Source organism: Caulobacter sp. FV2ye17ST, from assembly GCF_058680955.1.
In genome coordinates, this window is record NZ_CM178727.1 from 3,777,287 (window position 1) to 3,801,833 (window position 24,547).

Here is a 24,547-nt window from a genome sequence, read left to right on the forward strand (position 1 = left end):
CTTTTGTTCGACAGCATCGGATCAATCTATACGAACGGTCGGGGCGATCCTGAAGGGCGGCGGGGCTGGCGGTCGTGAAGGATGGGCCTGCATTTTGTCCAAACGCACTGTGTTCCCTGCCCCGCCCTCGCGCGCTAAGCCTTGGCGCATGACGACCATCCTGCCCGACGCCGCCGCGACCAACTGGGTCGACCGCCATGCGCCCCCGGCCCTGCGCCCGTGGCTGAAGCTGGGGCGCTTTGACCGGCCGGCCGGGATCTGGCTGCTGATGCTGCCCGGCTGGCAGGGCATCGCCCTGGCCGGGGCCGAGAAGGGCCAATGGCCCAACCCGTTCCTGCTGGTCGCCTTCTTCGTCGGCGCGGCCCTGATGCGCGCCGCCGGCTGCGCGTTCAACGACATCGTCGACCGCGACTTCGACGCCCAGGTCAGTCGCACGGCGATGCGGCCGATCCCGGCGGGGCAGATCAGCGTCAAACAGGCCTGGGGCTTCGTGATCGGCTGCTGCGGGGTCAGCTTTCTGATCCTGGTCTGCCTGGGCTGGCTGGCCATCGGGCTGGGCGTGCTGTCGCTGGGCCTGGTGGCCGCCTACCCGTTCATGAAGCGCATCACCTGGTGGCCGCAGGCCTGGCTGGGCCTGACCTTCAACTGGGGCGTCCTGCTGGGCTATGCCGCGGCCACCCACAGCCTGAGCTGGACCGCCGCCCTGCTCTACGCCAGCGGCATCTTCTGGACCCTGGGCTATGACACGATCTACGCCGTGCAGGACCTGGAAGACGACGCCCTGGCCGGGGTGAAATCGTCGGCCCGCAAGCTGGGCGACAAGGCGCAGTACGGGGTTGCGGCCTTCTATGCCGCGTCGTTCGTGCTGGCCGTGGCGGCGGCCTGGGTCGGAAACCTGGGCGCGCTGTTCCTGCCGCTGGCGGCGCTGTTCGCGGTGCATCTGTCGCGGCAGGCGGCGGCGCTGAGGCTGGATGATCCGGCGGGCGCGCTGAAGCTGTTCAAGTCCAACACGCTGGCGGGGCTGGTGCTGTTCCTGGCGCTGGTGGCGGGGCTGTGGAAGCCGGAGACGCGGTTCTAGAACGGCCCGTTGCTGTAGATCCGCTCCATGCTCTTCTCCAGATCGGCCAGCCGCCGGTCATAGGCGCGGTTGAGGCAGGCCTCGTTGCCGCCGCAGGTCCTGCGGTTGCGCAGCCATTCCTGCTGCTGATCCATCAGCGCGCCGCGCCCGCCCATGGCCAGGGTGCGCTTGTTGATGCCGTACAGAACGTCCATCCGCACATCCTTGTCGTTCAGGGCGCGTTCGGCGCAGATCGCCTTCTCGTCGGCGGTGCGGGCCTTCCTGCAGTCAAAGCTGGCGGCGCTGGCCGAGCCGGCGAGGCAGGTGAGCGCGAGAACGAGGCCGAGGGACACGGGACGCATGGGCAAGTCTCCGAAAGGGCGATGACGCCACGTCATCCTTCATGACCCAAGCTGAATGTGGGATGATGGTTCCATGACCGTCGCCTCACGCGTCAAGCCGCTGGACCTGTTTACACCCGATGAGTGGGCGAAGGTCTCGGCGCGCTCGTCGTGGCGCGGGATCTGGATGGTGGCCCACGCCTGGGGAACGATCCTGCTGGCCGGCGCCCTGTTCGTCGCCTTCCCCAATCCGCTGACCTACCTGCTGGCGGTGATGATCATCGGCGCGCGGCAGCTGGGGCTGGCGATCCTGATGCACGAAGCGGCCCATGGCGGCCTGCATCCCAACCTCAAGGTCAATGACTGGATCGGCGAGTGGCTTTGCGCGGCCCCCACCGGCGCCTCGCTGAAGAGCTATCGCCCCTATCACCTGACCCACCACAAATACGCCCAGCAGGCCGAGGATCCCGACCTGATCCTGTCGGCGCCGTTTCCGACCACGCGGGCCTCCCTGAACCGCAAGATCATCCGCGACCTGACCGGCCAGACCTTCTTCAAGCAGCGGTTCGGCCCCCTGCTGGGCAAGCTCAAGGGCTCGAAAGCCATTGGGCAGCCGAAGGGCGCGATCTTCAGCGGCGAGATCGCTCGCCAGAAGCCCTTCCTGCTGTGGAACCTGGGCCTGCTCGTCGCCCTCTCGGCGGTCGGCCTGTGGTGGGCGTGGCTGGCGCTATGGATCGTGCCGATGGCGACCTGGTTTCCGCTGGTCACCCGCCTGCGCAACATCGCCGAGCACGCCCTGGTGGCCAAGGACGAGCCCGACCCGTTCCGCCACGCCCGCACCACCCGGGCCAACTGGCTCGAGCGCCTGCTGATCGCGCCCTACCACGTCAACTTCCACGCCGAGCACCACATGTTCATGCACACCCCGTGCTGGAACCTGCCGCTGGCGCACCGGCTGCTGGAGCGGAAGGGGCTGACGAAGGGCATGCTGACGGCGCCGGGGTATCTGAGCGTGCTGAAGCAAGCGTCGAGCAAGCCTGTCATCGCTTGAGGCGTCATGCCGTGCTCTAAGCGCGCCATGATCGACCAGACGCTGGAAGGCCGCCGCGCCTTCATTCTTGAAAACACCCGCGTCCAGGCGCCGCCGCATGCGCCGGAGCTGTCCCTGCATCTGGCCGACGAGATCACCCCGATCTGGAAGCTGACCGAGGAAGCCCTGGAGGAACTGGGCTTGGCCCCGCCGTTCTGGGCCTTCGCCTGGGCGGGCGGGCAGGCCCTGGCGCGCTACATCCTCGACCACCCTGAAATCGTCGCCGGCAAGACCGTGGTCGACTTCGCCACCGGCTCGGGCATCGTGGCCATCGCCGCGATGAAGGCGGGCGCCAAGAGCGTGCTGGCCAATGACATCGACAGTTTCTGCCAGGCGGCGGTCAGCCTGAACGCCCAGGTCAACGGAGTCGAGATCGCCTTCACCGACGCCAACCTGCTGGACGGCCCGCCCCCCGCCTGCGACGTGCTGCTGGCCGGCGACATCTGCTACGAAAAGCCGATGGCCGAGGCGGTGATGGCCTGGATGCGCCAGGGCCGCGCCTCTGGCTCCACCGTGCTGATCGGCGATCCGGGCCGCACCTATTTCCGCAAGGACGACCTGATCAAGCTGGCGGAATACCAGGTCGAGACCACCCGCGAGCTGGAAGATTTCGCCGTCAAGCGCACCTGCGTCTGGACTCTGCCGTGACGGTATTTTAGAACAATAAGAGAACAAACTGGAGATCGCGACCATGCGCGAAGACGGCAAGATCGACTATATCGAGTGGCCCGCCACCGACCTGCCGGCCACCAAGGGCTTCTACGAGAAGGCCTTCGGCTGGACCTTCACCGACTATGGCCCCGACTACGCCGCCTTTGAAGGCCAGGGCGCCGACGGCGGCTTCTGCACCCCGCAGGAAGGCTCGACCGACAAGCCGCTGGTGATCCTGTATGCGCACGATCTGGAGGCCATGGCGGCCAAGGTCACGGCCGCGGGCGGCGTGATCACCGCGCCGATCTTCAGCTTTCCGGGCGGCCGCCGGTTCCACTTCACCGATCCGTCGGGCAACGAGCTGGGGGTCTGGAGCGAGACCTGAGGTCGCTAGACTAGCTTGTCATCCCGGCCGCAGCGAAACGGAGAGCCGGGACCCAGGGGCCAACGCAAAGCCGCTGCCCCTGGGTCCCGGACAGCCTCTGCGAGGCTTGCGGGATGACAAGGTTTGAAGAGCGGAGATTTCAGAATCGCGGCCGGAAATCCCGCGGCGCCCAGCCGAAATCCCGCGCCGCATCGCCGCTGTCGAAGGTCAGGTCCACGCCCATCCGCGCGCCCATGGCCGCCGTGGCGCCCGGCAGGAACGGCGAGGCCGCCTTCAGCATCAAGCCAAACAGCGCCGGCGGCAGGGAGAGCACCACCGGCGTGCGACGCAGGCCCTCGAACACCCGAGTCGCCATCTGGCGATAGGTCAGGGTCTCGCCGCCCACCAGGTCATAGGCCCGGTTCGCGGCGGCCGGCGCGGTCGCCGCCGCCAGGGCGCCGACGGCCAGGTCCTGGGCGTGGACCGGCTGGCGCAGCCCCTCGCCCCGGCCCGACAGCGGCAACACGCCAAACCGGTGGATCAGGCCGGCCAGGCGGCTGACATTGCCGTCGCGGCCCTCGTCATAGATCAGGGTCGGCCGCAGGACGGTCCAGGCCACGTCCTGGGCGGCGCAGAACCGCTCCACGGCGGCCTCGGCGTCGGCCAGGCTGGCGGCCACGGCGCGTTCCTCGGGAACGTCCGACGCCTGCTTGGTGAAGCGGCTGGTCGAGGAAAAGGCCACCAGCCGGGTCATGCCCCGGGCCTTCAGGGCCGGCAGGGCGTCGGGCAGCAGCCAGATCGGCGACAGCGAAAACACCGTCGCCACCGGCGGCAGGCCGTCTTCCAGATGTGGGTCGGACAGGTCGGCGTCCAGCCAGCAGGCCTCGCCGGTCGGCGGCCGACGGCTGACCGCCACCGGATCGACGCCGGCCGCGCGCAGGCGATCCAGCAGATAGCCGCCGATCAGGCTGGTCGCGCCCAGCACCAGCACCGGCGTCTTCAGGGTGTTCGAAACGTCCATCCTGTTTCTATAGTCCAGCAGGGAGAAAAACGCCCATGGCCATGACCTATGACGCGGTGCGCGCCTTCGCCTTCACCCTGCCCGGGATCGAGGACAGTACGGCCTATGGCCGCCCCTGCCTGAAGGCCCACGGCAAGTTCCTGACCCGGCTGTACGAGGACGGCGCCAGCCTGGTCTGCCCCGGCGTGGGGTTCGACGAGCGCGAGATGCTGATGGAGGCCGAGCCCGACACCTTCCACGTCACCGATCACTTCCGGAATTATCCGTATGTTCTTGTTCGTCTGGCACAGGTTCATCCGGGAACGGTGGAACGCCTGATCGAGCGGCAATGGCGCGCGACCGCCCCCAAGAAGGTGCTGAAAGCCTGGGACGCCGCAAAAGGGGAGACCGCATGAAAACCTGGCGCATCCTGATCGCCGTCCTGGCCTGGCTGGGCCCGGCCCTGCAGTACGGCCTGATGGTCCATGACGAGACCCTGGCCTCGGGCGCGGTCAAGTCGCTCGAGTTCTTCAGCTATTTCACCATCCTCAGCAACATCCTGGCCGCCGTGGTCCTGACCGCGCCACTGACCGCCCCGACCTCGAAGGTCGCCATCTGGGCCGAACGGTCGTCGACCCGGATCAGCGTGGCCGTCTATCTGACCATCACGGCGGCGATCTATCACACCCTGCTGGCGGGCCTGTGGGATCCCCGGGGCCTGCGCCTCGCATCCGACATCCTGCTGCACACGGTCACCCCGATCCTGTTCCTGGTCGACTGGCTGATGCGCGGCGGCCAGGGCGAGGCCGGACGGGCCACGGCCGCCAAGGCCCTGGTCTTTCCGGCGATCTATGGCGTCTGGACCCTGGCCCATGGCGCGCTGTCGGGCTTCTATCCCTATCCGTTCTTTGATGTCGGCAAGCATGGCTACCTGTCGGTGATCGTGACCATGCTGGTCATGGCGGGCGGCTTCCTGCTGGTGGCCCTGGCGTTCATGGTGGTTCATCAGGCCCGGGCCAGGCTGGCGATCGGCCGCGGGACGCCCATATCCGCCTGACTGCTTTCGTAGAGGTGCCGATGTCCAAGCTCGTTCCCGCCGTCCGTTCGGGCGATGTCCTGATCCCCGCCCTGGGCTTTGGCACCTGGCAGCTGGAGAACGGCTCGGCCCGGCCGCTGGTCGAGCAGGCCCTGGAGATCGGCTACCGCCACATCGACACCGCCCAGGCCTATCGCAACGAGCGCGACGTCGGCGCGGCCATCGCCGCCAGCGGGATCAAGCGCGACGAGATCTTCCTGACCACCAAGGTCTGGATCGACCAGTTCGCGGCCGGCGACCTGCAGCGCTCGGCCGAGAAGAGCCTTGAGCGCCTGGGGCTCGACCATGTCGACCTGCTGCTCCTGCACTGGCCCAATCCGGTCAATCCGCTGGCCGAGACCATGGCGGCGCTCAACGACGTCAGGGATCGCGGCCTGACCCGCGCCATCGGCCTGTCCAACTTCCCCTCGGCGGTGATGGCCCAGGCCCAGGCGCTGTCCAAGGCGCCGATCGCCACCAACCAGGTCGAATACCACCCCTATCTGTCGCAAAAGACCCTGATCGCCGCCACCCACGCGGCCGGAACCTCGATCACCGCCTGGTCGCCCCTGGCCCAGGGCAAGGTCGCCGAAGACCCGGTGCTGATCGCCATCGGCCAGGCCCACGGCAAGACGCCGGGCCAGGTCACCCTGCGCTGGCTGATCCAGCAGGGCGTCATCGCCATCCCCCGCACCAAGACCCCGGCCCGCATCGCCGAGAACTTCGACGTGCTGGACTTCGAGCTGACCGATGCCGAGATGGCGGCGGTGTTCGCCCTGGCGCGGCCGGATGGGCGGCTGGGGAACTGGCTGGACGCGGCGTATAGCTGGGACGTGGATTAGGCGCTCGACTCGCCACAATTTTTCCGCGAGCCTGCGACTCCTGATTGATCGCGGGGGCGGCATCCATGACCTGGCGTTTGCGGTGTTTGGCGCTGGTCGCCGCGCTGACCCTGACGGGCGCGGCGCCTAGCCCTTTTCCGCTTGAGACCCTGCTGAAAGACGCCGAGGCCGCGCGGGTGTTCAACTACTGGAGCCTGCGGGAGAACCGCGACGGCCCAACCATTGAGGCGCTGTTCAGCGACACCTACGCCACGCTCGAAAAACGCCATGCCGGATCTGGCCAGGCTTGTTTCAACGAGGCCCAGGTCGAAATCCGCACCGGCCTGATGGGCGTCACGACCGCCGGCTCGCCCGCGCAATGGCGGCGCAACCGCGACGCTGCGGCGAGCGCGGTTCGGCATTTCGACGTGACGGTGGAGGCCTTGCTGAAAGGAACTCCCAGCGGCGACGCCGATCTCGACAAGCTCATCCTGCCCTATGTCAGCCGGGCGACGGCCACGCGCAGCGCGCGAGACCGAGAATTGGCCCTGCGAACCGCGCGGGATCAGGTCATGCGACTGGGCACGGAGCACGCGGCGCTGCTCGGCCCGTTGAATGCGTCAGCCAGGACGCTCGTCAGTATGTCGCTGTTCAGCCGCGCCTGCCGCACCGACGCCGACAACCAAGCCTGGATCAAACACCAGATCCGGACCCAGGGCTGGTTCAATATCTCCCGTTACGGCGCGGACGCCGACAAGGACGCCTGGCTGCTGGTCCAGCACGCCGACAGCGACAGCGCCTTCCAGACAGAGGTGCTCGCCCTGCTCGATGGGTTGAGACTGAAAGGCGAGACCAATCCCCGGAACTACGCCTACCTTTATGACCGCGTCGCCATCAACACCGGCCGCCCCCAGCGCTATGGCACGCAAGGCGGCTGCAAGGACGGCGAACGCTTCACCTCGCCGCTCGAAAACCCCGCCGAGGTCGACCGCCTGCGCGGCGAGGTCGGCATGACGAGCCTGGCGGAATACCAGGCGCTGTTCCGTTGCCGGAAGCCGGTGGGTTGAGCGCCTGAGCCTTTACGCTGAGAACGTCGGCCAGGCCCACGGCAAGATGCCGGGCCAGCAGTTGCCGGCAATTCAGATGCACGGGGTTGCTGCCCTCCGCCGCGCTCCGAACGCTACGGTGTAGGCGACGACATCCGCAGCGCATCAATCGTGAGCCAGAAATCCACGATAGCGTCCTTGAAGGCAACAAGGCGGTCCAAAGTAATCTCCAGCTTGTGCACTGAGTGGTTCGGTTCACCCCCCAAGGTGAAATATTTCAAGAAGTCGGTGATCGGCTGATGTCCAAACAGTTCGGGATTGGTCTTGAAGAGGCTCTCCGTTGAGGGCCCATTCCCATGCCGTACAGCCGACGATACGCGATGAAGAAGCTCAATTTCGTTCCAGCTTCGAAAAGTAGACAGTGGAAACCCTCGTGCTTTTCTGAAGAGCTTACCCAGCTCGGGCCAATAGGCGTCCTCAACGTCCTTGCTGCCCTTGCCGGGACATAGGATTATTAGGGACTGAGAGAGGTGCTGCCGAAAATGGCGCTCCCACATCCCGCCAAGCGCCAGTGCAAAGGAGCGATGGAGTTCGAGTTGATTGTCTCGGAGGCTGTCCCAACGGTAGATTTCCTCGTTGGCTGGCCCGCGTGTGACGCTCGCCAGTTCCATCGCGACAGCCGTGCACGTCGGTTCAATCGCAACCTTGAAGAAGGCTTCCGCGCTTTCCGCGAGCCCCTTGCTGTGAAGATCGTAAGTGATGACGCGCCAAGGCGGCAGCCCGGCAGGAATGCTCAGTTTGGTCACAGCGGGTCCAGACGGTTGATGGTTTGGAACAAGAACGCTCGGGACACGAGCGTGCCACGGCTACACCAAGAGCAGAGATTAGTTTGGTCGCGCCAAAAATTTGCAACGGCTCGAAACCCGACCCCAAGGTCGGTGGGATCCTTAAATCTCCTGGAGGCTGCAGCGTGCAGGGCTGATCAGGTCAGTCAAGGCTCGCCTCCGGCGACCGCTTCGCGGCGACGCGAAGCGTCGGCCTTGAGTGACCTGATCAGCCCTGCGATCGTCTCGCCGTGAGATGTAAGGATGGCTCTGCCCGATGGGGCGGCGGCTTCGCGCTCAGAACCCATAATCCTCCGTCATCCCGGGACTTGTTCCCGGGACCCATCTGTCCGCCGCACGGGCGGCGCAGACGTGATCGAAGGCGGGGCGGCTGAACCATGGGTCCCGGGACTCGTTCCCGGGATGACGGGGTTTGGGGAGGTGGCGACTTCACGGCCTGCAACACCGGAAACACAACCCTTCCCCCTTTGATGGGGGAAGGGCAGGGATGGGGGTGACCCCGCCGGACGATTTCACACCGGCAGCGCCACTTCCTGAACCGCTGTCACCCCCATCCCCAACCCTTCCCCCATCAAAGGGGGAAGGGGGCAGGCCTGGCCCGGACGCTCCGCCGCCTCCCCCAACCGCCGGCATTGCCGGCGGGACCAACAGGCATGTCTTCAGCGGGCCTGCCGCGTGAAGCCGAAAAGCCGTGTCGGGCCGCCCGGACCCGCAAGGAACCTGCGTCCGCCTTCAGACAATCGCGGTTCCCCCTCGCGGCGAAAGCGCCTAGGTAAGGCTCAACCTGAGCATATCCTTGGGAGGGTGAGGCAGATGGACGACGCGGGCGTCAGCTTGCAGGCGAAGATGATCGCGATGGGCGAGGCCGCCCGCGCGGGCGCGCGCGCCCTGCGTCTCGCCTCGGCCGAGCAGCGCACCGCCGCCCTCCAGGCCATGGCCAAAGCGATCCGCGAGGACGCCGCCCGCATCCTCGCCGCCAACGCCAAAGACATCGACCAGGCGAAAGCCAATGGCCTTTCGGGCCCGATGCTCGACCGCCTGCTGCTGGACGACGCCCGGCTGGAAGCCATGGCCCAGGGCGTCGAGACCGTGGCCGCCATCGCCGATCCGCTGGGCGTGGCCACCGCGCGCTGGACCCGGCCCAACGGGCTGGACATTTCCCGGGTGCGCACGCCGATCGGCGTGATCGCCATGATCTATGAGAGCCGGCCCAACGTCACCGCCGACGCCGCGGCCCTGTGCGTGCGCTCCGGCAACGCCGTGATCCTGCGCGGCGGGTCGGAATGCCTCGCCTCCAGCCTGGCCATCCACGCCGCCATCGTGCGGGGCCTGAAGAGCGCCGGCCTGCCCGCCAGCGCCGTCCAGGCGGTGGGCACCTCTGACCGCGCCGCCGTCGGCTGCATCCTGAGCGGCCTGAACAGGACCATCGACCTGATCATCCCGCGCGGCGGCAAGAGCCTGGTGGCCCGGGTGCAGGCCGAGGCCCGCGCCCCGGTGCTGGGCCATCTGGAAGGCCTCAACCACGTCTTCGTCCATGCCGGGGCCGATCCGCAAAAGGCCATCGACATCGCCGTCAACGCCAAGATGCGGCGGGTGTCGGTCTGCGGCTCGGCCGAGACCCTGCTGGTCGACCGGGCCATCGCCGACAGCCTGCTGCCGCTGCTGGCCGACGCCCTGATCCGGTCCGGCTGCGAGCTGCGCGGCGACGCCGCCGCCCTGGCCATCGAGCCGACCATGAAGAAGGCCAAGGACGCCGACTGGACCACCGAATACCTGGCCCCGATCCTGTCGGTGGCCGTGGTCGACGGCGTGGCCGGGGCGGCGGCCCATATCGCCCGCTACGGCTCGGGCCATACTGACGCGATCGTCACCCAGGACCCCGCCGCCGCCGAGGCCTTCGCGGCCGAGGTCGACAGCGCCATCGTGCTGATCAACGCCTCCACCCAGTTCGCCGACGGCGGAGAATTCGGCTTCGGGGCCGAGATCGGCATCGCCACAGACAAACTCCATGCCCGCGGTCCGGTTGGGGCCGAGCAATTGACGACATTCAAATATGTGGTTCGCGGGACCGGCCAGACTCGTCCCTGAGGCCGGCCGGCCAAGCGCGCAGCGTCTCGGCTTCCATCTGGAGCCGGGCATGCGCGTCGGGCTGTTCGGCGGCAGCTTCAATCCGGCGCACGAGGGTCACGCCCACGTCGCGGAGACGGCCCTGCATCGCCTGAACCTCGACAAGGTGATCTGGCTGGTCTCGCCGCAGAACCCGCTGAAATCCTCGGCCGAGACGCGGCCCCTGGCCCAGCGCATGGCCGCCGCCCGGAAGTGGGCGCGGGGCAGCTCGATGATCGTCTCCGACGCCGAGACGCGGCTGGGATCGCAATACACGATCGACACGCTGAGGGTGCTGCGGGCGCGCTATCCGGGCGTGAAGTTCGTCTGGGTGATGGGCGCCGACAGCCTGGCCAGCTTCCACCGCTGGCGGGGCTGGACCCAGATCATGCGCGAGGTGCCGGTGGCGGTGATCTCGCGGCCCTGGGCGGGGCTGAAGTCGCGCACCTCGCCGGCCGCGCGGCGTTTCGCCCATGCCCGCAAGCCCGCCAGCGCCGCCGCCACCCTGCCCGACCAGACCGCCCCGGCCTGGGTCTATCTGACCGGCCCGCTGAACTTCGCCTCGTCGACGGCGATGCGCGAACGCCTCAACAAGACGCCCTGAAATCCGCGCTGAAGCGCTGCTGCACGCAACCCCTCACCTTTTCGACTCATCCATGCTATGAGGAGAACCCGCGCGACCCCATAAGGAGTACTTCCGCTGCGTAGCGACCCCGCGCAAATTGCGCACGATGACACGGCGACCGCCGAGTCCTCGACCCACAAGCCAGACCTCAGTCTGGACCAGAGCATCAAGGCTCTGGAGACCCTGATCCTGTCGCGCCTCGACGACGACAAGGCCCAGGACATCGTCCACATCGACCTGACGGACAAGAGCTCGGTGGCTGACAGCCTGATCGTGGCGTCCGGCCGTTCGCACCGTCACGTCGGCGCCCTGGCCGACCACATCATCCGCGCCCTCAAGGAAAACGGGTTCGGCAAGGCGCGGGTCGAAGGCCTGCCGCACTGCGACTGGGTCCTGATCGACGCCGGCGACGTGGTCGTGCACCTGTTCCGTCCCGAAGTGCGCACCTTCTACAATATCGAGAAGATCTGGGCGATCGACGCCCCGCACCGCATCGCCTCGAACTGATCGTTCGAGACCGGCCCCGCCAGCTCGCCAGACGGTGAGCGGCGGGCCGCGCTTTCCCCACATGACGAAAGCTTAAGCTGCGCCGACCGGCGTGGTGTTTCATCGTGCGCCCTCCTCTGGAGTGACGGATGAAACCCCCTGTTTTCGCGGCCGCCGCGTTATGGCTGACCGCAATCGCCGGCCCCGGCCTGGCCGCGCCCTTCGACTCCGCCTCCGACGCTTTCGCGCCCTGCGCCGACGCCGCCAGGGACCGTGCCCTGACGGGATCGCTGTGCGCGCGCTTCCAGGCGCCGCTCAGTCCCGCGGAGCCGGACCTTGGTGACGCCCAGCTGTTCGTCCGCCAGTTCCCCGCCCAGGGCCCGTCGCGGGGTCAGGTCTGGCTGGTCGCAGGCGGACCGGGCGAGTCCGGCGCCAGCTTCTATCCGCTGCTGAAACCTTTGCGGGCGGCCTTCCCGGGCTACGACCTGATCATCCCCGACCATCGCGGGACGGGCTTCTCCACGCGGCTGTGTCCGACCGAGGAGGCGCCCGAAGGTCCAGGCGGAATGGCGTTGAGCGGCGCCGAGTGGAGCACCTGCTTTTCAGCCCTGACAGCGCCGCGCGCCAGGGCCTTCACCATCACCCACGCCGCCGGCGACCTGCGCGCCCTGATGGATCGCTATGGCGGCGACAGGCCGACGATCCTGTACGGCGTCTCGTATGGCACGCAGCTGGTGCTGCGGGCCCTGGCGGTCGCGCCGCCCAGGCGTGTGGACGGCGTCATCCTCGACTCGCTGGTTCCGCCCGACGACACGACGACGCTGGACCTCAGCCATCGCTCGGCCGTGGTCGACGCTGTCGGCCGCCAGGTGCTGGCGCGCTGCGACGCCGACAAGGCGTGCCGGACCCGGCTGGGCGGCTCGGCAGTGGCGGCGATGCAGGCCGTGGTCGACGACCCCAGGCTCGCGGCCCTGGTCCCGGGCGGCAAGCCCAAGCTGTTCTTCGGCGCCCTGCTCGACCATCCCGCCCAGCGCGCGCAGATCCCCGCCATCCTGGCCGCCCTGCGCGCCGGCGATCCCGCTCCGGCCCTCAAGGCGAAAGCCGAGCTCGAGGCCTTCGCCGGCGACTTCATGCGCTTTGAGCAGTCTTCGATGTCGATCCCGCTGGTCAGCCTGATCAGCGCCTCGGAAAACAACGCCCGGCCCGACCTGACCAAGGCCCAGATCGACGCCGAGGCTTCGGGCCTGCTGTTCTCGAGTTCGCTGCCCGCACAGCTGATCGGCGGCGCCAGCAACGCCTATCCGCGCGACAGCGGGTTCGCCAAGGCGCCCGCAAAACTCCCGCCCTTGCTGGTGCTGCAGGGCGATCTCGACCCCAAGACACCCCTGGCCGGCGCCCAGGCCCAGATCGCGCGCCTCAAGCCGGCCGGCCGCGTGGGCCTGACGATCGTCAGGGGCGGACCGCACTTCCTGCTGCTCACCGCGCCCGACTGCTTCGTCGCGTCCGCCAAGGCTTTCGTGGCGACGAAACGGGCCGTTCGTGGCACATGCTCGCTGGAATGAAGCTCACCATCCTCACCGTTGGAAAGCTCGGCCGCATGGTCGAGGCGCAGATGGCGCTGGACTACATGTCCCGCGCCACGGCGTCCGGCCGCGCCCTGGCCCTGGGTCCGGCCGAGATCATCGAGGTCGAGGCCAGGAAGCCCGGCAAGGCCGCCGAGGCCGAGGCGCTGCGTCCGCATCTCGAGGGCGCCTATGTCATCGCCTGCGACGAGCACGGCAAGGTTCGGCCCAGCCGCGCCTTCGCCGAGCATATCGGCCGGCTGCGCGACGATGGGACGCGGAAGGTCGTGTTCCTGATCGGCGGGGCCGACGGCCTGGATCCCGCGATCCTGTCCAGCGCCAACGAAACCCTGGCTTTCGGCCCCCAGACCTGGCCGCACGCCCTGGCCCGGGCGATGCTGGCCGAGCAGATCTATCGCGCCGTCACCATCCTGGCGGGCTCGCCCTATCACCGCGACTAGGGTTAGACAGGGCCAGATGCTTCGCCGCCCCTCGCCCGTCCTGCTGTCCCTCGCCGCGCTCGTCATCGCCCTGTCGGCGGGCGGCGTGGTCGCGGCGCGTCAGGACCAGCAGCGGATGCGCGACCGCCAGACCGCCATCGACACCCGCCGCGAGATCGAGGACCTGCGTCGCGAGCTGTCGCGCCTGGACAACGCCCGGGTCTCGGCCGGCGAGAATGTCGACCTCAAGCGCGCCCGGCTGGAAGCCCTGAACGCCCGCGAAGCCCGGGTGCTGGCCGATCTGGGCCGCGACCGCCACCGCATGGCCAGGCTGCTGTCGGCCCTGCAGCTGTTCCGGCGCAATCCCCCGCCGGCCCTGCTGGTCAGCCCCGGCGACGCCCGCGACGCGGTGCGGGCCGCCATCCTGATCCGCGCCATGACCCCGGACCTGCAGCGCCGGGCCGACGCCTATTCGCGCCAGGCCGTGGCGGTGCGCACCCTTCGCCGCGAGGCGGCGGCGGCGGCGGCCGAGCTGTTCACCGCCGAAAGCGTGGTCGCCGACCGCAAGGGCGAGATCGAGCGCCTGATCATCGAAAAGACCCGGCTGGAGCGCGCCTTCGCCCAGGAAGCCCTGGTCGAGGCCAGCGAGCTGCGCACCCTGGGCGCCCTGACCGACGGCCTGACGCCCCGCGCCCCGACCGGGCCCCTGACTTTGGCCTCGCCGGCGCCGGGCGGGATCACCAGCCGCTTTGGCTCGACCCTGCCGGCCGGCGGCCGCGCGTCCGGCGTGTCGATCCGCACGGAAAAAGGGCGGACGGTGACCAGTCCGGCGGCGGCGACCGTCGAATATGCCGGCGCGCTCAACGGCTGGGGCGTGGTGCTTATCCTGCGCGCGCAGGACGCCTATCTTCTGGTGCTGGCCGGCCTGGATCAGGTTTCGGTCAGCCCCGGACAATCGGTCGCGGCCGGAGCCCCGATCGGAAAGATGGCGGATCGTGTATCCTCCGAACCGGAGCTCTATCTGGAGGTCCGCGAAGAGGGCGTTCCGGTCGATCCGGAGCGCTGGTTGAAGCAGGGGTCGCCGTAGACGGCTTTTTCAGTAATGATGGCCGCAAATAGGACGTTCTCGGCTGGGATGGTCGAGATAGAGACATCAAAAGCGCGGCGCTTCATGCGTCGCCAGGGAGCCTTCCAGGCCTAATGCGCAAGTACCTGCTCATCGGAGTTTCGGCCTTTGTCCTCGGCGCGGGGACCATGGCCTATCTCAGTCCCATCGCCCAGGCGAACATCCCGCCCAAGACCAAGACCTACAAGCTGCTGGAACTGTTCGGCGACGTGCTGGGCACGGTCGAAGACCAGTACGTGGCCGAGGTCGACGACAAGAAGCTGATCGAGGCGGCCCTCGACGGCATGCTGACCAGCCTCGACCCGCACTCGGGCTACCTGTCCCCCGACAGCTTCGAGGACATGCAGGACACCACCCGCGGCGAATACGGCGGTCTCGGCATCGAGGTCACCAGCGAAGAGGGCGTGGTCAAGGTCATCTCGCCGATGGACGGCACCCCCGCCTCGCGGGCCGGCATCCAGGCGGGCGACTACATCACCGCCGTCAACGGCCAGAGCGTTCTGGGCCTGACCGTCAACGAGGCGGTCAAGCAGATGCGCGGCATCGCCGGCGAGGCGGTCACCCTGACCATCGCCCGTGAAAAGACCGATCCCTTCGACGTCAAGCTGATCCGCGAAGTGATCAAGCCCAAGGCCGCCATCGCCCGCATGGAGGGCGACTACGGCTATGTTCGCCTGCCCGGCTTCAACGAGAAGGCCACCGACGCCCTGGTGTCGTCGATCAACGACCTGAAGGCCAAGAACCCCAAGATGAAGGGTCTGGTCCTGGACATGCGCAACAATCCCGGCGGTCTGCTCGACCAGGCCGTGGGCGTGGCCGACGTGTTCCTGGACGGCGGCGAAGTGGTCAGCCAGCGCGGCCGCGATCCCCGCAATATCCAGCGCTACAACGCCCGCCCGGGCGACCTGCTGAACGGCCTGCCGGTGGTGGTGCTGATCAACCAGGGCTCGGCCTCGGCTGCGGAAATCGTCGCCGGCGCCCTGCAGGATCGCAAGCGCGCCGAACTGGTCGGCCTGACCAGCTTTGGCAAGGGTTCGGTCCAGACCGTGATCCCGCTGCGTGGCGGCGCCGACGGCGCCCTGAAGCTGACCACGGCGCGCTATTTCACGCCGTCGGGCCGTTCGATCCAGAAGACCGGCATCGCCCCGGACCTCGAGGTCGCCCAGACCCGCGACCAGGCCCAGGACATCGCCAACCGCGTCTGGTTCAGCGAGGCCAGCTTCAAGAACGCGCTCAATGCCGACGAGGGCAAGGCCCGCCAGGGCGCCCACACTCCGGCCGAAGCGCCGCCGACCGCCTTCGACGACAAGAAGGGCGACTTCCAGCTGCAACGCGCTCTCGCCGTGCTGCAGGCCGGTTCGGTCGCCGCGACGCCGAAAATGCCCAAGCCGGCCGCCAAGATCGCCGAGGTGACGGCCAGGGCCGCCGCCATGGGCAAGCCGCCGATCGAAAAGAAATAGGCTCGCGTTTCGGCCCCCATCCTCGCGATGGGGGCCAATTCGCCGCAGCCCTTTGTTAACCATAAATTTGAAGCTTGCCGGCTAGGGTTCGCTCCATGGCCGCCATGTTCTCTCGCAAGCCCGCCTATGCCGCCTCGGCCCCCGCGCCCGAGGCGAGCGGAGACCTGCGCGCCCGCCTGATGGCGGCTGTGTCCAATCCCTATATCGCCGCCAGCGGCGCCGCCTGTCTGTTCATGATCACCCTGGCGGGCCTGGTTCTGGTCACCGGCGATCCCAAGGCCGGGGCGCCGATCATCCGGGTCGAGCTGACCAAGATCGGCGCGACCAAGAACGCCCCCGAGGGCTGGAAAGAAGCCCTCGCCGACGAGAGCGAGCACGAGGCCGCGTTCAAGCCCGACACCTTCGACCTTTCGGCCAAGCCCATTGTCGACAGCCCGGTCGAGGCCTCGATCTCTTTCCCCGGCGACGAAGGCCCCGGCGTCATCCCCACCGCCGGCGGATCCCTACCGCAGGCCCCCATCGCCGGCCTGGCCGGTCCGGGCCCCGGCGGCGCCCAGCTGCCGATCATCGCCGCCAATGGTCGCACCGCCGCCGAGGCCTATGCCCGTCCGTTCACCGCCAGCGGCCGCCCCAAGGTCTCAGTGGTCATCGGCGGTCTGGGCCTGAACCCGCAGACCACCCGCGCGGCCATCGAGACCCTGCCGCCCGAGATCACCCTGTCCTTCGCCCCCTATGCCGAGGGCCTGCAGGGCTGGATCGACTTAGCCCGCGCCAATGGTCACGAGGTGCTGCTGGAAACCCCGATGGAGCCGGCCGACTATCCGGCCAATGACCCGGGCCCCTACACCCTGATCGCCGCCAACCGGCCCGAAGACACCGTGCGCAAGCTGGAATGGCTAATGTCGCGCGCCACCGGCTATTTCGGCCTCAGCAACTATCTGGGCGCCCGGTTCGTCGACTCCGACGCGGCCATGAACACCTTCAACGCGGCCCTCAAGGCCCGCGGCCTGGCTTTTGTCGACGACGGCCTGGCCGCGCGGCGCGGCGGATCGATCCCGCGCGCCTCCGCCGACCGGGTGATCGACGACGAGCTGTCAGCCTCCGCCATCGACGCCCAGCTGCGCGCCCTGGAAACCGGCGCCAGCGCCCGGGGCCAGTCCATGGGTTCGGGCTTTGCCTATCCGGTGACGATCAACCAGGTGCGCGCCTGGGCCAACGGCCTGTCGGCGCGTGGGATGCAGCTGGCGCCGGCCTCGGCCCTGACCCGCCGATGACTTCCGAGGACCTCCCGCGCCACCGGCCCAATGTGGGCGTGGTGCTGTTTCATCCCGATGGCCGCGTCTGGCTGGGCCGCCGCAACCAGCAGCCCCCGCCCTATAACTGGCAGTTTCCCCAGGGCGGCGTCGACAAGGGCGAAGACCTGCTGGACGCCGCCCTGCGCGAGCTGGCCGAAGAAACCGGCGTCACCTCCGCCCGGCTGCTGGGCCGCACCGAGGGCTGGATCTCCTATGACTTCCCGCCCGAGGTCGCCGGTTCCAAGATGGCGCGCGGCTGGATGGGTCAGAAGCAGGTCTGGTTCGCCTTTCGCTTCATCGGCGACGAGAGCGAAATCGACCTCGAAGCCCATGGTGAGGTCGAGTTCGACGCCTGGACGTGGGGAAAGCTCGACGAAACCCCCGAACTGATCGTACCCTTCAAACGCGGGGTCTACGAACAAGTGGTCGCCGCGTTCGGAAGGTTCGTGGCGGGCGACTGATCGCTTCCACAGGGAGAACGATCGGCATGGCCAAGACCGTCCTGATGATCCATGGCTATGGCTGCGCGAGCAGTTGCTGGGGTCCCGTCGCAGAACGCCTGACCGCCGAGGGCTACAGGGTCGAGACGCCCACGATCCGCGCCGACCAGCGCAAGGTCGCCGCGCCGGGCGCGGGTCTGGCCGGTCTCAGCCTCGCCGACTATGTCGCCGACATGAGCGCCCTGGCCGCGTCCCTGGCCAAGCAGGACGGCGAAGCGCCGATCGTGTTCGGACATTCGATGGGCGGCCTGATCGCCCAGAAGCTGGCCGAGGCCGGCCTGGTTTCCGGCGCGGTGCTGTTCTCGCCGGCCTCTCCCGCCGATGCACGCGGCAAGCCCAAGCTGTCGCCGGTGTTCGCCTTCCTCAACGCCGTGCTGATGTCCAAGCCCGAGACCAAGACGGTCAAGCAGTGGAAGACCGGCTTCAAGTGGGGCGTGATGAACGCCGTGCCCGCCAGCCGGCATGACACCCTGTACGCCAAGATGGTCCACGATTCCGGCCGCGTGCTGGCCGACCTGGCCTGGCCCGACAAGGATCCCAACAAGACCGCCCATGTCGATGTCGACAAGGTCACGGTCCCCGTTCTGGTGGTGGCCGGCGCCCTGGACCGCACCACGCCCGTCGACGATCTGCGCCTGGTGGGCCAGAAATATTCCGCCGTCGGCGGCGACTATGTCGAATATCCCAACAACGCTCACTGGCTGATCGACGAGCCGGGTACGGACGTCATTCTGGGCGACGTTATCGGCTGGCTGAAGAACAAGGCCCTGACGCCCGCGCCGGCCAAGGCCGCCGCCGTCGAGAAGGCCCCCGCGCCCAAGGCGGCGCCCGCGCCGAAAGCCAAGGCTGCCCCGGCTCCGGCCAAGCCCGCTGCGGTCGCCGAAGCCGCGCCCGTGAAGGCCGCCAAGCCTGCCCCCGCCCCCAAGGCGGCCAAGCCCGCTGCCCCGCCCAAGGCGGCCGCGCCGAAAGCTGCCCCCGTGAAGGCGGCTCCAAAAGCCGCCGCCGCCAAACCCGCCCCCGCGCCAAAGGCCGTAAAGCCCGTCGCCGTCGCCAAGGCGACTCCGGCCAAGGCCGCGGCAAAGCCTGCCCCGGCCGCCGTGAAAGCAGCCGCAAAGCCGAAGGCTCCCGCCAAGGCCGCGCCCGTCGCCACTCCGGCCAAGGTCGCCGCGCCCGCCGCCAAGGCCCCGGCCAAGCCCAAGGCCGCCGCGCCGAAGCCCGCTCCGGCCGCGAAGTCGGCGGCTGCGAAGGCCGTTACGCCGAAGGCTCCGGCCAAGGCTCCCGTGACCAAGGCGCCGGCGGCAAAGGCGGCGGCACCGGCCAAGGCCGCGCCCGCCAAGGCCGCTCCGGCCAAGGCCGCGCCGAAGGCGGCTGCAAAGCCCGCCGCCGCCGCCAAGCCGGCTGCGACAACGAAGCCCGCCAAATCTTCGCCGAAGCCCAAATAGAGCGTGTAAGCTCGCGCCGTCGGCTGCTTCGCCGACGGCGTTCGAAAGGCGCCCATGCCCGCACCGGTCATCATGGTCCACGGCGCCTTCTGCGGCGGCTGGACGTTCGACAGTTTCCGCCAGCCTTTCGAGGCCGCCGGTCATGCGGTGCTGACGCCGGATCTTCTGGGGCATGACGGCAAGGCTTCGGTCGCCGGCCGCTCCATGACCGACTACGCCAAGCAGATCGCCGCCCTGTGCGCGACCTGCGAGGAACCCCCGATCCTGATCGGCCACTCGATGGGCGGCCTGGTCGCCCAGATGGCGGCCGCCCGGGCCAAGGTCTCGCGCCTGATACTGCTGGCCCCCTCGCCGCCCTGGGGCGTGCCGGGCGCCAGCCTGGAAGAGGCGGTCTCGGCCGTCAGCCTCTATGCCCTGGGCCCCTACTGGCTGCAGGCCGTCGATCCCGACTACGGCGTCGTCAAGCGCTACAGCCTGGACCGGATGGAGCGCACCGAGCGCAAGGCCCTGTATGCCCGCATGACGCCCGAAAGCGGTCGCGCCCTGTGGGAGACCCTCAACTGGTGGCTCGACCCGTTCATGACCACCAGCGCCACGCCCTCGGGCGCGCCGACCCTGGCCATCGCCGGCGGCCGGGACGTCATCCATCCCACGGCCACCGTCCGCCAGACCGCCGCGCGGCTAAACGGATCGGTCGAGGTGTTCGCCCAGATGAGCCACTGGCTGCCAGGCGAGCCGGGCTGGGAAGCCGTCGCCGAACGCTGCCTGGACTTCATCAGCGCCGAGGGGCGGGTGGCGGCCTAGTTACGTCGCTGGCGTAAACAGCTTCAGCCCCAGGATACCCGCCACGATCAGGCACAGGCAGGCCAGCCGCGCCGCCGTCGCCGGCTCCTTGAAGACCACGATGCCGACAATGGCCGTGCCGACCGCGCCGATGCCGGTCCACACCGCATAGGCCGTGCCCAGCGGCAGGGTCTTCACCGCCCAGCCCAGCAGGCCCATCGACAGCACCAGGCTTATCGCCGTCAGGGCGGTCGGGATCGGCCGGGTGAAGCCCTCGGTGAATTTCAGGCCCACGGCCCAGCCGATCTCGAACAGACCCGCGATGAAAAGGATGATCCAGGCCATGACCTGCTCCACTTTTTTGAGTGGGGGCGTCCCCGGAAACGGCAAAAGGCGCGGGGTCGTCCCCGCGCCTTCCGTTGATATGGGACAGCATGGCGGGAGGGCAAGCCTCCCGCTCCGGCCTTAGCGGCTGGTGGTGCTGTACAGGATCTGGGCCTGCTCGAAGTTCTTGCCCACGGGCGAGCCGTCGGTCTTCTTCAGGCGCATGTAAACCAGACCGGCGTGACCGCTGGCCCAGTTGTCATCCCAGGACACCGTGAAGCGACGGAAGTCGCTGCTGACCACCTGGTCGTTGCGGATCAGGCGCAGCTGCGGGCTGTTTTCCCAGGTGGCCCAGTCGTGCAGGGCGCTGGCCAGAGCCTGGGCCTGGGTGTCGCCCTGGGCGTACTGGATGGTGATGGTGCAGACGTTCTTGTTCGAGCCGGGATTGTCCAGCGCGATCTGGAAGGGCTTGCCCAGGTCCAGAACCCACTGTTCCTTCTTCTTCTTCAGCCCGGCCGCCTTGACCAGGGCCTGGAAGTCGCCGCCGACCACGGCCGGCTTGCAGACCCGGTCCAGAACGCTCAGCAGCTGCAGCGAAACCGGATCGGTCGTGGGGGGCGGGCGAACCGGCTCGACATAGGTGTCGACAGGAGCGGCGGCGGGCGGCGCCGGAACGACCGGCACGGCCGGATCGGCCGGAGCGGGAGCCGGCGCTTCCTGCGCGGGCGCGGCAGGAGCCGGAGCGGTTTGCTCCTGGGCGACGGCGGCGGTCGAAACCACACCGAGGGCGATCAGGCTGGCGAGCGCGAGGCGCATTATCGAGATATCCCCATCAGGCAAGAGGTCGGCATTAAAACCGACAGACAGTCCCTCGCAACCCTTATGGCGACAGATTGCGACGGAGATTGGGCCACAAGTGTAAATTCCTGCGTCCTGACGTCGCGCAGCTTCCCCCCAGACGCGAAAACGCCTCCGCCCTGGGCAGGACGGAGGCGTTTCCTCGAATCAGTTCGAAGCCGTCAGGCGGCTTCGACGGCGTGCTCGGCCAGGATCGTCAGGCCGTCGGGACCCACGTCGGCAAAGCCGCCCTGGATGTCGAACAGCTTGGTGGTCGCGCCGTCCTTCACGGTGACGCGGCCTTCGCGCAGCGTCGTCATGAAGGGAGCGTGGCCGGCCAGAACGCCGAAGTCGCCTTCGGTTCCCGGAGCCTGGACCAGATCGACGTCGCCCGAGAACAGTTCGCGTTCCGGAGCCACGAGAGAGAAGTGCAGCTTAGCCATTATTCCACGATCTCCACGTCGCCGAGGGCCGCTTCGACGTCTTCGTCGGTCTGGATCTCGGTGCCGCAGAACGGGCAGAAGCGGATGGTGGCCAGCACGACGCCGGTCTCGCCCTCTTCTTCCCGTTCGCCAAGGTTGAGCAGGATCAGGCCGCTGTCATGCTGGACGAGCGCATCGGCCGGGTCCGAAGAGACCGCGTCCTCCAGCTCCTCGCAGCAGAAGCCGACCAGATCGTGTTCGTCGGTCATCAGGCTTCGCTCGCCAGCTTTTCGGCCTTGGCCACGGCTTCCTCGATCGGACCGACCATGTAGAAGGCGGCTTCCGGCAGGTGGTCGTATTCACCGTCGACGATGCCCTTGAACGAGCGGATCGTGTCCTTCAGCGCGACGAAGGCGCCGGGGGTGTTGGTGAACTGCTCGGCCACGTGGAAGGGCTGCGACAGGAAGCGCTGGATCTTGCGGGCGCGGGCGACCGTCAGCTTGTCCTCTTCCGACAGCTCGTCCATGCCCAGGATGGCGATGATGTCCTTCAGCGACTTGTACTGCTGGAGGACTTCCTGGACCGAACGGGCCACGTTGTAGTGCTCTTCGCCGATGACCAGCGGGTCCATGATCCGCGAGGTCGAGTCCAGCGGATCGACGGCGGGGAAGATGGCCTGGGCGGCGATGTCGCGCGACAGAACGGTGGTGGCGTCCAAGTGGGCGAACGAGGCGGCGGGCGCCGGGTCGGTCAGGTCGTCGGCGGGCACGTAGATGGCCTGGACCGAGGTGATCGAACCCTTGTTGGTCGAGGTGATGCGCTCCTGCAGGTTGCCCATCTCGGTGGCCAGGGTGGGCTGATAGCCCACGGCCGAGGGGATGCGGCCCAGCAGAGCCGACACTTCGGCGCCGGCTTGCGTGAAGCGGAAGATGTTGTCGACGAACAGCAGCACGTCCTTGCCTTCTTCATCGCGGAAATATTCAGCGATGGAGAGGCCGGTCAGGGCCACGCGGGCGCGGGCGCCGGGGGGTTCGTTCATCTGGCCGTAGACGAGGGCGCAACGCGAGCCTTCGGTCGAGCCGTTGATCTTCGGGTCCACATTGACGTTGGACTCGATCATCTCGTGATACAGGTCATTGCCTTCGCGGGTGCGTTCGCCCACGCCGGCCAGAACCGAATAACCGCCGTAAGCCTTGGCGATGTTGTTGATCAGTTCCTGCATGGTCACGGTCTTGCCGACGCCGGCGCCGCCGAACAGGCCGATCTTGCCGCCCTTGGTGTAGGGGCACATCAGGTCGATGACCTTGATGCCCGTGACCAGGACTTCAGCCGTGTTGGTCTGCTCGGCGAACGACGGCGCGTCGCGGTGGATGGTGCGGAAGATGTCCGACTGGATCGGGCCCTGCTCGTCGATCGGCTCGCCGATGACGTTCATGATGCGGCCCAGGGTGCCGGGACCGACCGGAACGCGGATCGACTCGCCGGTGTCGCGCACGGCCTGGCCGCGAACGAGGCCTTCGGTGGCGTCCATGGCGATGGCGCGGACGGTGTTCTGACCCAGGTGCTGGGCGACTTCGAACACCAGGCGCTGGCCGGTCGCGATGTTGACGGTTTCCAGGGCGTTGAGGATCGCCGGCAGTTCACCGGTGAACTCGACGTCGACCACGGCGCCGATGACCTGCACCAGCTTGCCGGTGGCGGCGCCGATGACGGCCGGAGCGGCCTGGGTGGTCTTCGGCGCGGCCTTCGGAGCCGCGGCCTTGGGGGCGGCGGGCTTCTTGGCGGCCGGAGCGGCGGCGGCGGCTGCCTTCGGGGCGGCGGCGGGCTTCACGGCTGCCGGCTTGGCGGCGGCGGCGGGAGCCTTAGCGGGGGTCTTGGCCATGGCGTGCGGGTCTTTCGTGCGTGCTCGTGCGTGCGTTTTTTACGTTAGGCTTTTGATCAGACGGCTTCGGCGCCGGAGATGATCTCGATCAGCTCCTTGGTGATCTGGGCCTGGCGGGAACGGTTGTATTCGAGGGTGTAGCGCTTGATCATGTCGCCGGCGTTGCGCGTGGCGTTGTCCATCGCCGTCATCTGGCTGGCGTAGAAGCCGGCCATGTTGTCGAGCAGGGCCGACAGGATCTGGACCGTCAGGTTACGCGGCAGCAGGGTCTCGAGAATGGCCTCTTCCGAGGGCTCATACTCATAGACCGCCGAAGCCCCAGTGGCCGGAGCGGCGGAACCGTCGACCACGGCCGGGATCAGCTGCAGCGCGGTCGGGGTCTGGGTGACCACCGACTTGAAGCGGCTGTAGAACAGCGTGACCACGTCGATGTCGCCGGCCTCATAGAGGCGCGTGACGACGTCGGCGATCGGCTGGGCCACCGACAGGGTGAACTGGCGATAGGCCGACAGGTCGAAGTTCTCGACGATGCGGTCGGCATACAGCCGGCGCAGCTGCACGGTCGCCTTCTTGCCGACGCAGACGATCTTGACGTCCTTGCCCTGGGCGATCAGCCCGTCGATGTGCTGGCGCGAGGCCCGCACGATCGACGAGGTGAAACCGCCGGCGAGGCCCCGATCGGCCGCCGCGACGATGACCAGATGGCGATCATCGCGACCGGTGCCGGTCAGCAGGGCCGGAGCCCCGTCGCCGGACACGCCGGCCGCCAGGTTGGCGATCACCGCAGCCAGGCGCCGGGCGTAGGGACGAGCGGCCTCGGCCGCGTCCTGGCTCCGGCGTAGCTTGGCTGCCGCCACCATCTGCATCGCTTTCGTGATCTTTTGCGTCGCTTTGACGCTCGAGATCCGATTGCGCATTTCCTTCAAGCTGGCCATTCGGCGCTACTCTCTCCGAGCGTTCCGAGGGG

At 68.2% G+C, this 24,547-nt stretch carries 28 protein-coding genes; 19 read left to right on the forward strand and 9 right to left on the reverse strand.

Translation table 11 applies throughout. The features are described from left to right. Positions 1–148: 148 nt before the first annotated feature. Entirely contained in the window at positions 149–1,078 is a 930-nt protein-coding gene (gene ubiA, locus ACW17V_RS18075; protein WP_492106430.1) for a 4-hydroxybenzoate octaprenyltransferase, read from the forward strand. On the opposite strand, the gene ACW17V_RS18080 is transcribed toward ubiA, so the two are convergent. Next, complete coding sequence (locus tag ACW17V_RS18080) at positions 1,075–1,419, reverse strand: lysozyme inhibitor LprI family protein (protein ID WP_492106431.1); 345 nt, start codon at positions 1,417–1,419, stop codon at positions 1,075–1,077. The genes ubiA and ACW17V_RS18080 overlap by 4 nt on opposite strands. Before the next feature lie 73 nt (positions 1,420–1,492). On the opposite strand from ACW17V_RS18080, the gene ACW17V_RS18085 reads away from it, so the two are divergent. Genes ACW17V_RS18085 through ACW17V_RS18095 form a run of 3 tightly spaced genes read left to right on the forward strand, consistent with a single transcriptional unit; the run spans position 1,493 to position 3,524 of the window. Next, a complete protein-coding gene (locus ACW17V_RS18085) occupies positions 1,493–2,449 on the forward strand; it encodes a fatty acid desaturase family protein (protein WP_492106432.1) in 957 nt (318 codons plus the stop codon). Between the two features lie 27 nt (positions 2,450–2,476). Beyond that, positions 2,477–3,136 (forward strand): class I SAM-dependent methyltransferase, encoded by a 660-nt coding sequence (locus tag ACW17V_RS18090; RefSeq protein WP_492108826.1) that lies wholly within the window; start codon positions 2,477–2,479, stop codon positions 3,134–3,136. Between the two features lie 43 nt (positions 3,137–3,179). Further along, entirely contained in the window at positions 3,180–3,524 is a 345-nt protein-coding gene (locus ACW17V_RS18095) for a VOC family protein (protein ID WP_492106433.1), read from the forward strand. 139 nt (positions 3,525–3,663) lie between these two features. Here ACW17V_RS18095 and ACW17V_RS18100 read toward each other — a convergent pair whose 3' ends face one another. After that, positions 3,664–4,524, reverse strand: a complete 861-nt coding sequence (locus ACW17V_RS18100; protein ID WP_492106434.1) for an SDR family oxidoreductase — start codon at positions 4,522–4,524, stop codon at positions 3,664–3,666. 35 nt (positions 4,525–4,559) lie between these two features. On the opposite strand from ACW17V_RS18100, the gene ACW17V_RS18105 reads away from it, so the two are divergent. The 4 genes from ACW17V_RS18105 to ACW17V_RS18120 all read left to right on the forward strand — a co-directional run bounded on the left by ACW17V_RS18105 (position 4,560) and on the right by ACW17V_RS18120 (position 7,466). Continuing rightward, complete coding sequence (locus ACW17V_RS18105) at positions 4,560–4,919, forward strand: MmcQ/YjbR family DNA-binding protein (protein ID WP_492106435.1); 360 nt, start codon at positions 4,560–4,562, stop codon at positions 4,917–4,919. Beyond that, positions 4,916–5,560: a Pr6Pr family membrane protein gene (locus ACW17V_RS18110; protein WP_492106436.1), complete on the forward strand. Its 645-nt coding sequence runs from the start codon at positions 4,916–4,918 to the stop codon at positions 5,558–5,560. Before ACW17V_RS18105 ends, ACW17V_RS18110 begins: the two co-directional genes overlap by 4 nt. Positions 5,561–5,580: 20 nt before the next feature. Next, positions 5,581–6,420 (forward strand): aldo/keto reductase, encoded by an 840-nt coding sequence (locus ACW17V_RS18115; RefSeq protein WP_492106437.1) that lies wholly within the window; start codon positions 5,581–5,583, stop codon positions 6,418–6,420. Between the two features lie 86 nt (positions 6,421–6,506). After that, positions 6,507–7,466, forward strand: a complete 960-nt coding sequence (locus ACW17V_RS18120; protein ID WP_492106438.1) for a DUF6624 domain-containing protein — start codon at positions 6,507–6,509, stop codon at positions 7,464–7,466. 113 nt (positions 7,467–7,579) lie between these two features. Here ACW17V_RS18120 and ACW17V_RS18125 read toward each other — a convergent pair whose 3' ends face one another. Further along, complete coding sequence (locus ACW17V_RS18125; RefSeq protein WP_492106439.1) at positions 7,580–8,251, reverse strand: hypothetical protein; 672 nt, start codon at positions 8,249–8,251, stop codon at positions 7,580–7,582. 852 nt (positions 8,252–9,103) lie between these two features. Here ACW17V_RS18125 and ACW17V_RS18130 point away from each other — a divergent pair. The 11 genes from ACW17V_RS18130 (at position 9,104) to ACW17V_RS18180 (ending at position 20,136) form a co-directional block, all read left to right on the forward strand. Further along, complete coding sequence (locus ACW17V_RS18130; RefSeq protein WP_492106440.1) at positions 9,104–10,378, forward strand: glutamate-5-semialdehyde dehydrogenase; 1,275 nt, start codon at positions 9,104–9,106, stop codon at positions 10,376–10,378. Further along, positions 10,344–11,000, forward strand: a complete 657-nt coding sequence (locus tag ACW17V_RS18135) for a nicotinate-nucleotide adenylyltransferase (protein WP_492106441.1) — start codon at positions 10,344–10,346, stop codon at positions 10,998–11,000. Before ACW17V_RS18130 ends, ACW17V_RS18135 begins: the two co-directional genes overlap by 35 nt. Positions 11,001–11,096: 96 nt before the next feature. After that, on the forward strand, positions 11,097–11,528 hold the full coding sequence (gene rsfS / locus ACW17V_RS18140) for a ribosome silencing factor (RefSeq protein ID WP_492108827.1): 432 nt from the start codon (positions 11,097–11,099) through the stop codon (positions 11,526–11,528). Between the two features lie 128 nt (positions 11,529–11,656). Next, complete coding sequence (locus ACW17V_RS18145) at positions 11,657–13,069, forward strand: alpha/beta fold hydrolase (RefSeq protein WP_492106442.1); 1,413 nt, start codon at positions 11,657–11,659, stop codon at positions 13,067–13,069. Further along, positions 13,066–13,530 carry a 23S rRNA (pseudouridine(1915)-N(3))-methyltransferase RlmH gene (rlmH, locus tag ACW17V_RS18150; protein WP_492106443.1) on the forward strand — a complete coding sequence of 155 codons (465 nt, stop codon included), beginning with the start codon at positions 13,066–13,068 and terminating at the stop codon, positions 13,528–13,530. Before ACW17V_RS18145 ends, rlmH begins: the two co-directional genes overlap by 4 nt. 16 nt (positions 13,531–13,546) lie before the next feature. Next, entirely contained in the window at positions 13,547–14,596 is a 1,050-nt protein-coding gene (locus ACW17V_RS18155) for a murein hydrolase activator EnvC family protein (RefSeq protein ID WP_492106444.1), read from the forward strand. 113 nt (positions 14,597–14,709) lie between these two features. Beyond that, positions 14,710–16,095: a S41 family peptidase gene (locus ACW17V_RS18160; protein ID WP_492106445.1), complete on the forward strand. Its 1,386-nt coding sequence runs from the start codon at positions 14,710–14,712 to the stop codon at positions 16,093–16,095. A gap of 95 nt (positions 16,096–16,190) precedes the next feature. After that, a complete protein-coding gene (locus ACW17V_RS18165; RefSeq protein ID WP_492106446.1) occupies positions 16,191–17,369 on the forward strand; it encodes a divergent polysaccharide deacetylase family protein in 1,179 nt (392 codons plus the stop codon). Next, a complete protein-coding gene (locus ACW17V_RS18170; protein WP_492106447.1) occupies positions 17,366–17,851 on the forward strand; it encodes an RNA pyrophosphohydrolase in 486 nt (161 codons plus the stop codon). The genes ACW17V_RS18165 and ACW17V_RS18170 overlap by 4 nt, the downstream gene beginning before the upstream one ends. Before the next feature lie 26 nt (positions 17,852–17,877). Further along, the gene (locus tag ACW17V_RS18175) at positions 17,878–19,332 is read left to right on the forward strand and encodes an alpha/beta hydrolase (protein WP_492106448.1); all 1,455 of its coding nucleotides are present in this window, start codon (positions 17,878–17,880) and stop codon (positions 19,330–19,332) included. Between the two features lie 54 nt (positions 19,333–19,386). Beyond that, positions 19,387–20,136, forward strand: a complete 750-nt coding sequence (locus ACW17V_RS18180; RefSeq protein WP_492106449.1) for an alpha/beta hydrolase — start codon at positions 19,387–19,389, stop codon at positions 20,134–20,136. Here the strand turns inward: ACW17V_RS18180 and sugE are convergent, their stop codons facing one another. The 6 genes from sugE to ACW17V_RS18210 form a co-directional block, all read right to left on the reverse strand. Continuing rightward, entirely contained in the window at positions 20,137–20,460 is a 324-nt protein-coding gene (gene sugE / locus ACW17V_RS18185; protein WP_492106450.1) for a quaternary ammonium compound efflux SMR transporter SugE, read from the reverse strand. 120 nt (positions 20,461–20,580) lie between these two features. Next, complete coding sequence (locus tag ACW17V_RS18190; protein ID WP_492106451.1) at positions 20,581–21,255, reverse strand: hypothetical protein; 675 nt, start codon at positions 21,253–21,255, stop codon at positions 20,581–20,583. Between the two features lie 203 nt (positions 21,256–21,458). Continuing rightward, positions 21,459–21,719 (reverse strand): ATP synthase F1 subunit epsilon, encoded by a 261-nt coding sequence (locus tag ACW17V_RS18195; protein WP_492106452.1) that lies wholly within the window; start codon positions 21,717–21,719, stop codon positions 21,459–21,461. Continuing rightward, on the reverse strand, positions 21,719–21,967 hold the full coding sequence (locus tag ACW17V_RS18200; RefSeq protein WP_421736276.1) for a hypothetical protein: 249 nt from the start codon (positions 21,965–21,967) through the stop codon (positions 21,719–21,721). The genes ACW17V_RS18195 and ACW17V_RS18200 overlap by 1 nt, the downstream gene beginning before the upstream one ends. Next, on the reverse strand, positions 21,967–23,580 hold the full coding sequence (gene atpD, locus ACW17V_RS18205; protein WP_492106453.1) for a F0F1 ATP synthase subunit beta: 1,614 nt from the start codon (positions 23,578–23,580) through the stop codon (positions 21,967–21,969). The genes ACW17V_RS18200 and atpD overlap by 1 nt, the downstream gene beginning before the upstream one ends. A 56-nt stretch (positions 23,581–23,636) precedes the next feature. Then, positions 23,637–24,515: a F0F1 ATP synthase subunit gamma gene (locus ACW17V_RS18210; RefSeq protein ID WP_492106454.1), complete on the reverse strand. Its 879-nt coding sequence runs from the start codon at positions 24,513–24,515 to the stop codon at positions 23,637–23,639. Between the last annotated feature and the right edge of the window lie 32 nt (positions 24,516–24,547).

Excerpts from the sequence above, each read along its gene's own strand:
- ACW17V_RS18115 (WP_492106437.1), top strand. The coding sequence starts at position 5,581 with ATGTCCAAGCTCGTTCCCGCCGTCCGTTCGGGCGATGTCCTGATCCCC.
- ubiA (WP_492106430.1), top strand. The coding sequence starts at position 149 with ATGACGACCATCCTGCCCGACGCCGCCGCGACCAACTGGGTCGACCGC.
- ACW17V_RS18085 (WP_492106432.1), top strand. The coding sequence starts at position 1,493 with ATGACCGTCGCCTCACGCGTCAAGCCGCTGGACCTGTTTACACCCGAT.
- ACW17V_RS18190 (WP_492106451.1), bottom strand. The coding sequence starts at position 21,255 with ATGCGCCTCGCGCTCGCCAGCCTGATCGCCCTCGGTGTGGTTTCGACC.
- ACW17V_RS18165 (WP_492106446.1), top strand. The coding sequence starts at position 16,191 with ATGGCCGCCATGTTCTCTCGCAAGCCCGCCTATGCCGCCTCGGCCCCC.
- ACW17V_RS18170 (WP_492106447.1), top strand. The coding sequence starts at position 17,366 with ATGACTTCCGAGGACCTCCCGCGCCACCGGCCCAATGTGGGCGTGGTG.
- ACW17V_RS18105 (WP_492106435.1), top strand. The coding sequence starts at position 4,560 with ATGGCCATGACCTATGACGCGGTGCGCGCCTTCGCCTTCACCCTGCCC.
- ACW17V_RS18200 (WP_421736276.1), bottom strand. The coding sequence starts at position 21,967 with ATGACCGACGAACACGATCTGGTCGGCTTCTGCTGCGAGGAGCTGGAG.
- ACW17V_RS18160 (WP_492106445.1), top strand. The coding sequence starts at position 14,710 with ATGCGCAAGTACCTGCTCATCGGAGTTTCGGCCTTTGTCCTCGGCGCG.
- ACW17V_RS18145 (WP_492106442.1), top strand. The coding sequence starts at position 11,657 with ATGAAACCCCCTGTTTTCGCGGCCGCCGCGTTATGGCTGACCGCAATC.
- ACW17V_RS18100 (WP_492106434.1), bottom strand. The coding sequence starts at position 4,524 with ATGGACGTTTCGAACACCCTGAAGACGCCGGTGCTGGTGCTGGGCGCG.
- ACW17V_RS18155 (WP_492106444.1), top strand. The coding sequence starts at position 13,547 with ATGCTTCGCCGCCCCTCGCCCGTCCTGCTGTCCCTCGCCGCGCTCGTC.
- sugE (WP_492106450.1), bottom strand. The coding sequence starts at position 20,460 with ATGGCCTGGATCATCCTTTTCATCGCGGGTCTGTTCGAGATCGGCTGG.
- ACW17V_RS18090 (WP_492108826.1), top strand. The coding sequence starts at position 2,477 with ATGATCGACCAGACGCTGGAAGGCCGCCGCGCCTTCATTCTTGAAAAC.
- atpD (WP_492106453.1), bottom strand. The coding sequence starts at position 23,580 with ATGGCCAAGACCCCCGCTAAGGCTCCCGCCGCCGCCGCCAAGCCGGCA.
- ACW17V_RS18080 (WP_492106431.1), bottom strand. The coding sequence starts at position 1,419 with ATGCGTCCCGTGTCCCTCGGCCTCGTTCTCGCGCTCACCTGCCTCGCC.
- rlmH (WP_492106443.1), top strand. The coding sequence starts at position 13,066 with ATGAAGCTCACCATCCTCACCGTTGGAAAGCTCGGCCGCATGGTCGAG.
- ACW17V_RS18095 (WP_492106433.1), top strand. The coding sequence starts at position 3,180 with ATGCGCGAAGACGGCAAGATCGACTATATCGAGTGGCCCGCCACCGAC.
- ACW17V_RS18180 (WP_492106449.1), top strand. The coding sequence starts at position 19,387 with ATGCCCGCACCGGTCATCATGGTCCACGGCGCCTTCTGCGGCGGCTGG.
- ACW17V_RS18175 (WP_492106448.1), top strand. The coding sequence starts at position 17,878 with ATGGCCAAGACCGTCCTGATGATCCATGGCTATGGCTGCGCGAGCAGT.
- ACW17V_RS18110 (WP_492106436.1), top strand. The coding sequence starts at position 4,916 with ATGAAAACCTGGCGCATCCTGATCGCCGTCCTGGCCTGGCTGGGCCCG.
- ACW17V_RS18210 (WP_492106454.1), bottom strand. The coding sequence starts at position 24,515 with ATGGCCAGCTTGAAGGAAATGCGCAATCGGATCTCGAGCGTCAAAGCG.
- ACW17V_RS18195 (WP_492106452.1), bottom strand. The coding sequence starts at position 21,719 with ATGGCTAAGCTGCACTTCTCTCTCGTGGCTCCGGAACGCGAACTGTTC.
- ACW17V_RS18130 (WP_492106440.1), top strand. The coding sequence starts at position 9,104 with ATGGACGACGCGGGCGTCAGCTTGCAGGCGAAGATGATCGCGATGGGC.
- ACW17V_RS18135 (WP_492106441.1), top strand. The coding sequence starts at position 10,344 with ATGTGGTTCGCGGGACCGGCCAGACTCGTCCCTGAGGCCGGCCGGCCA.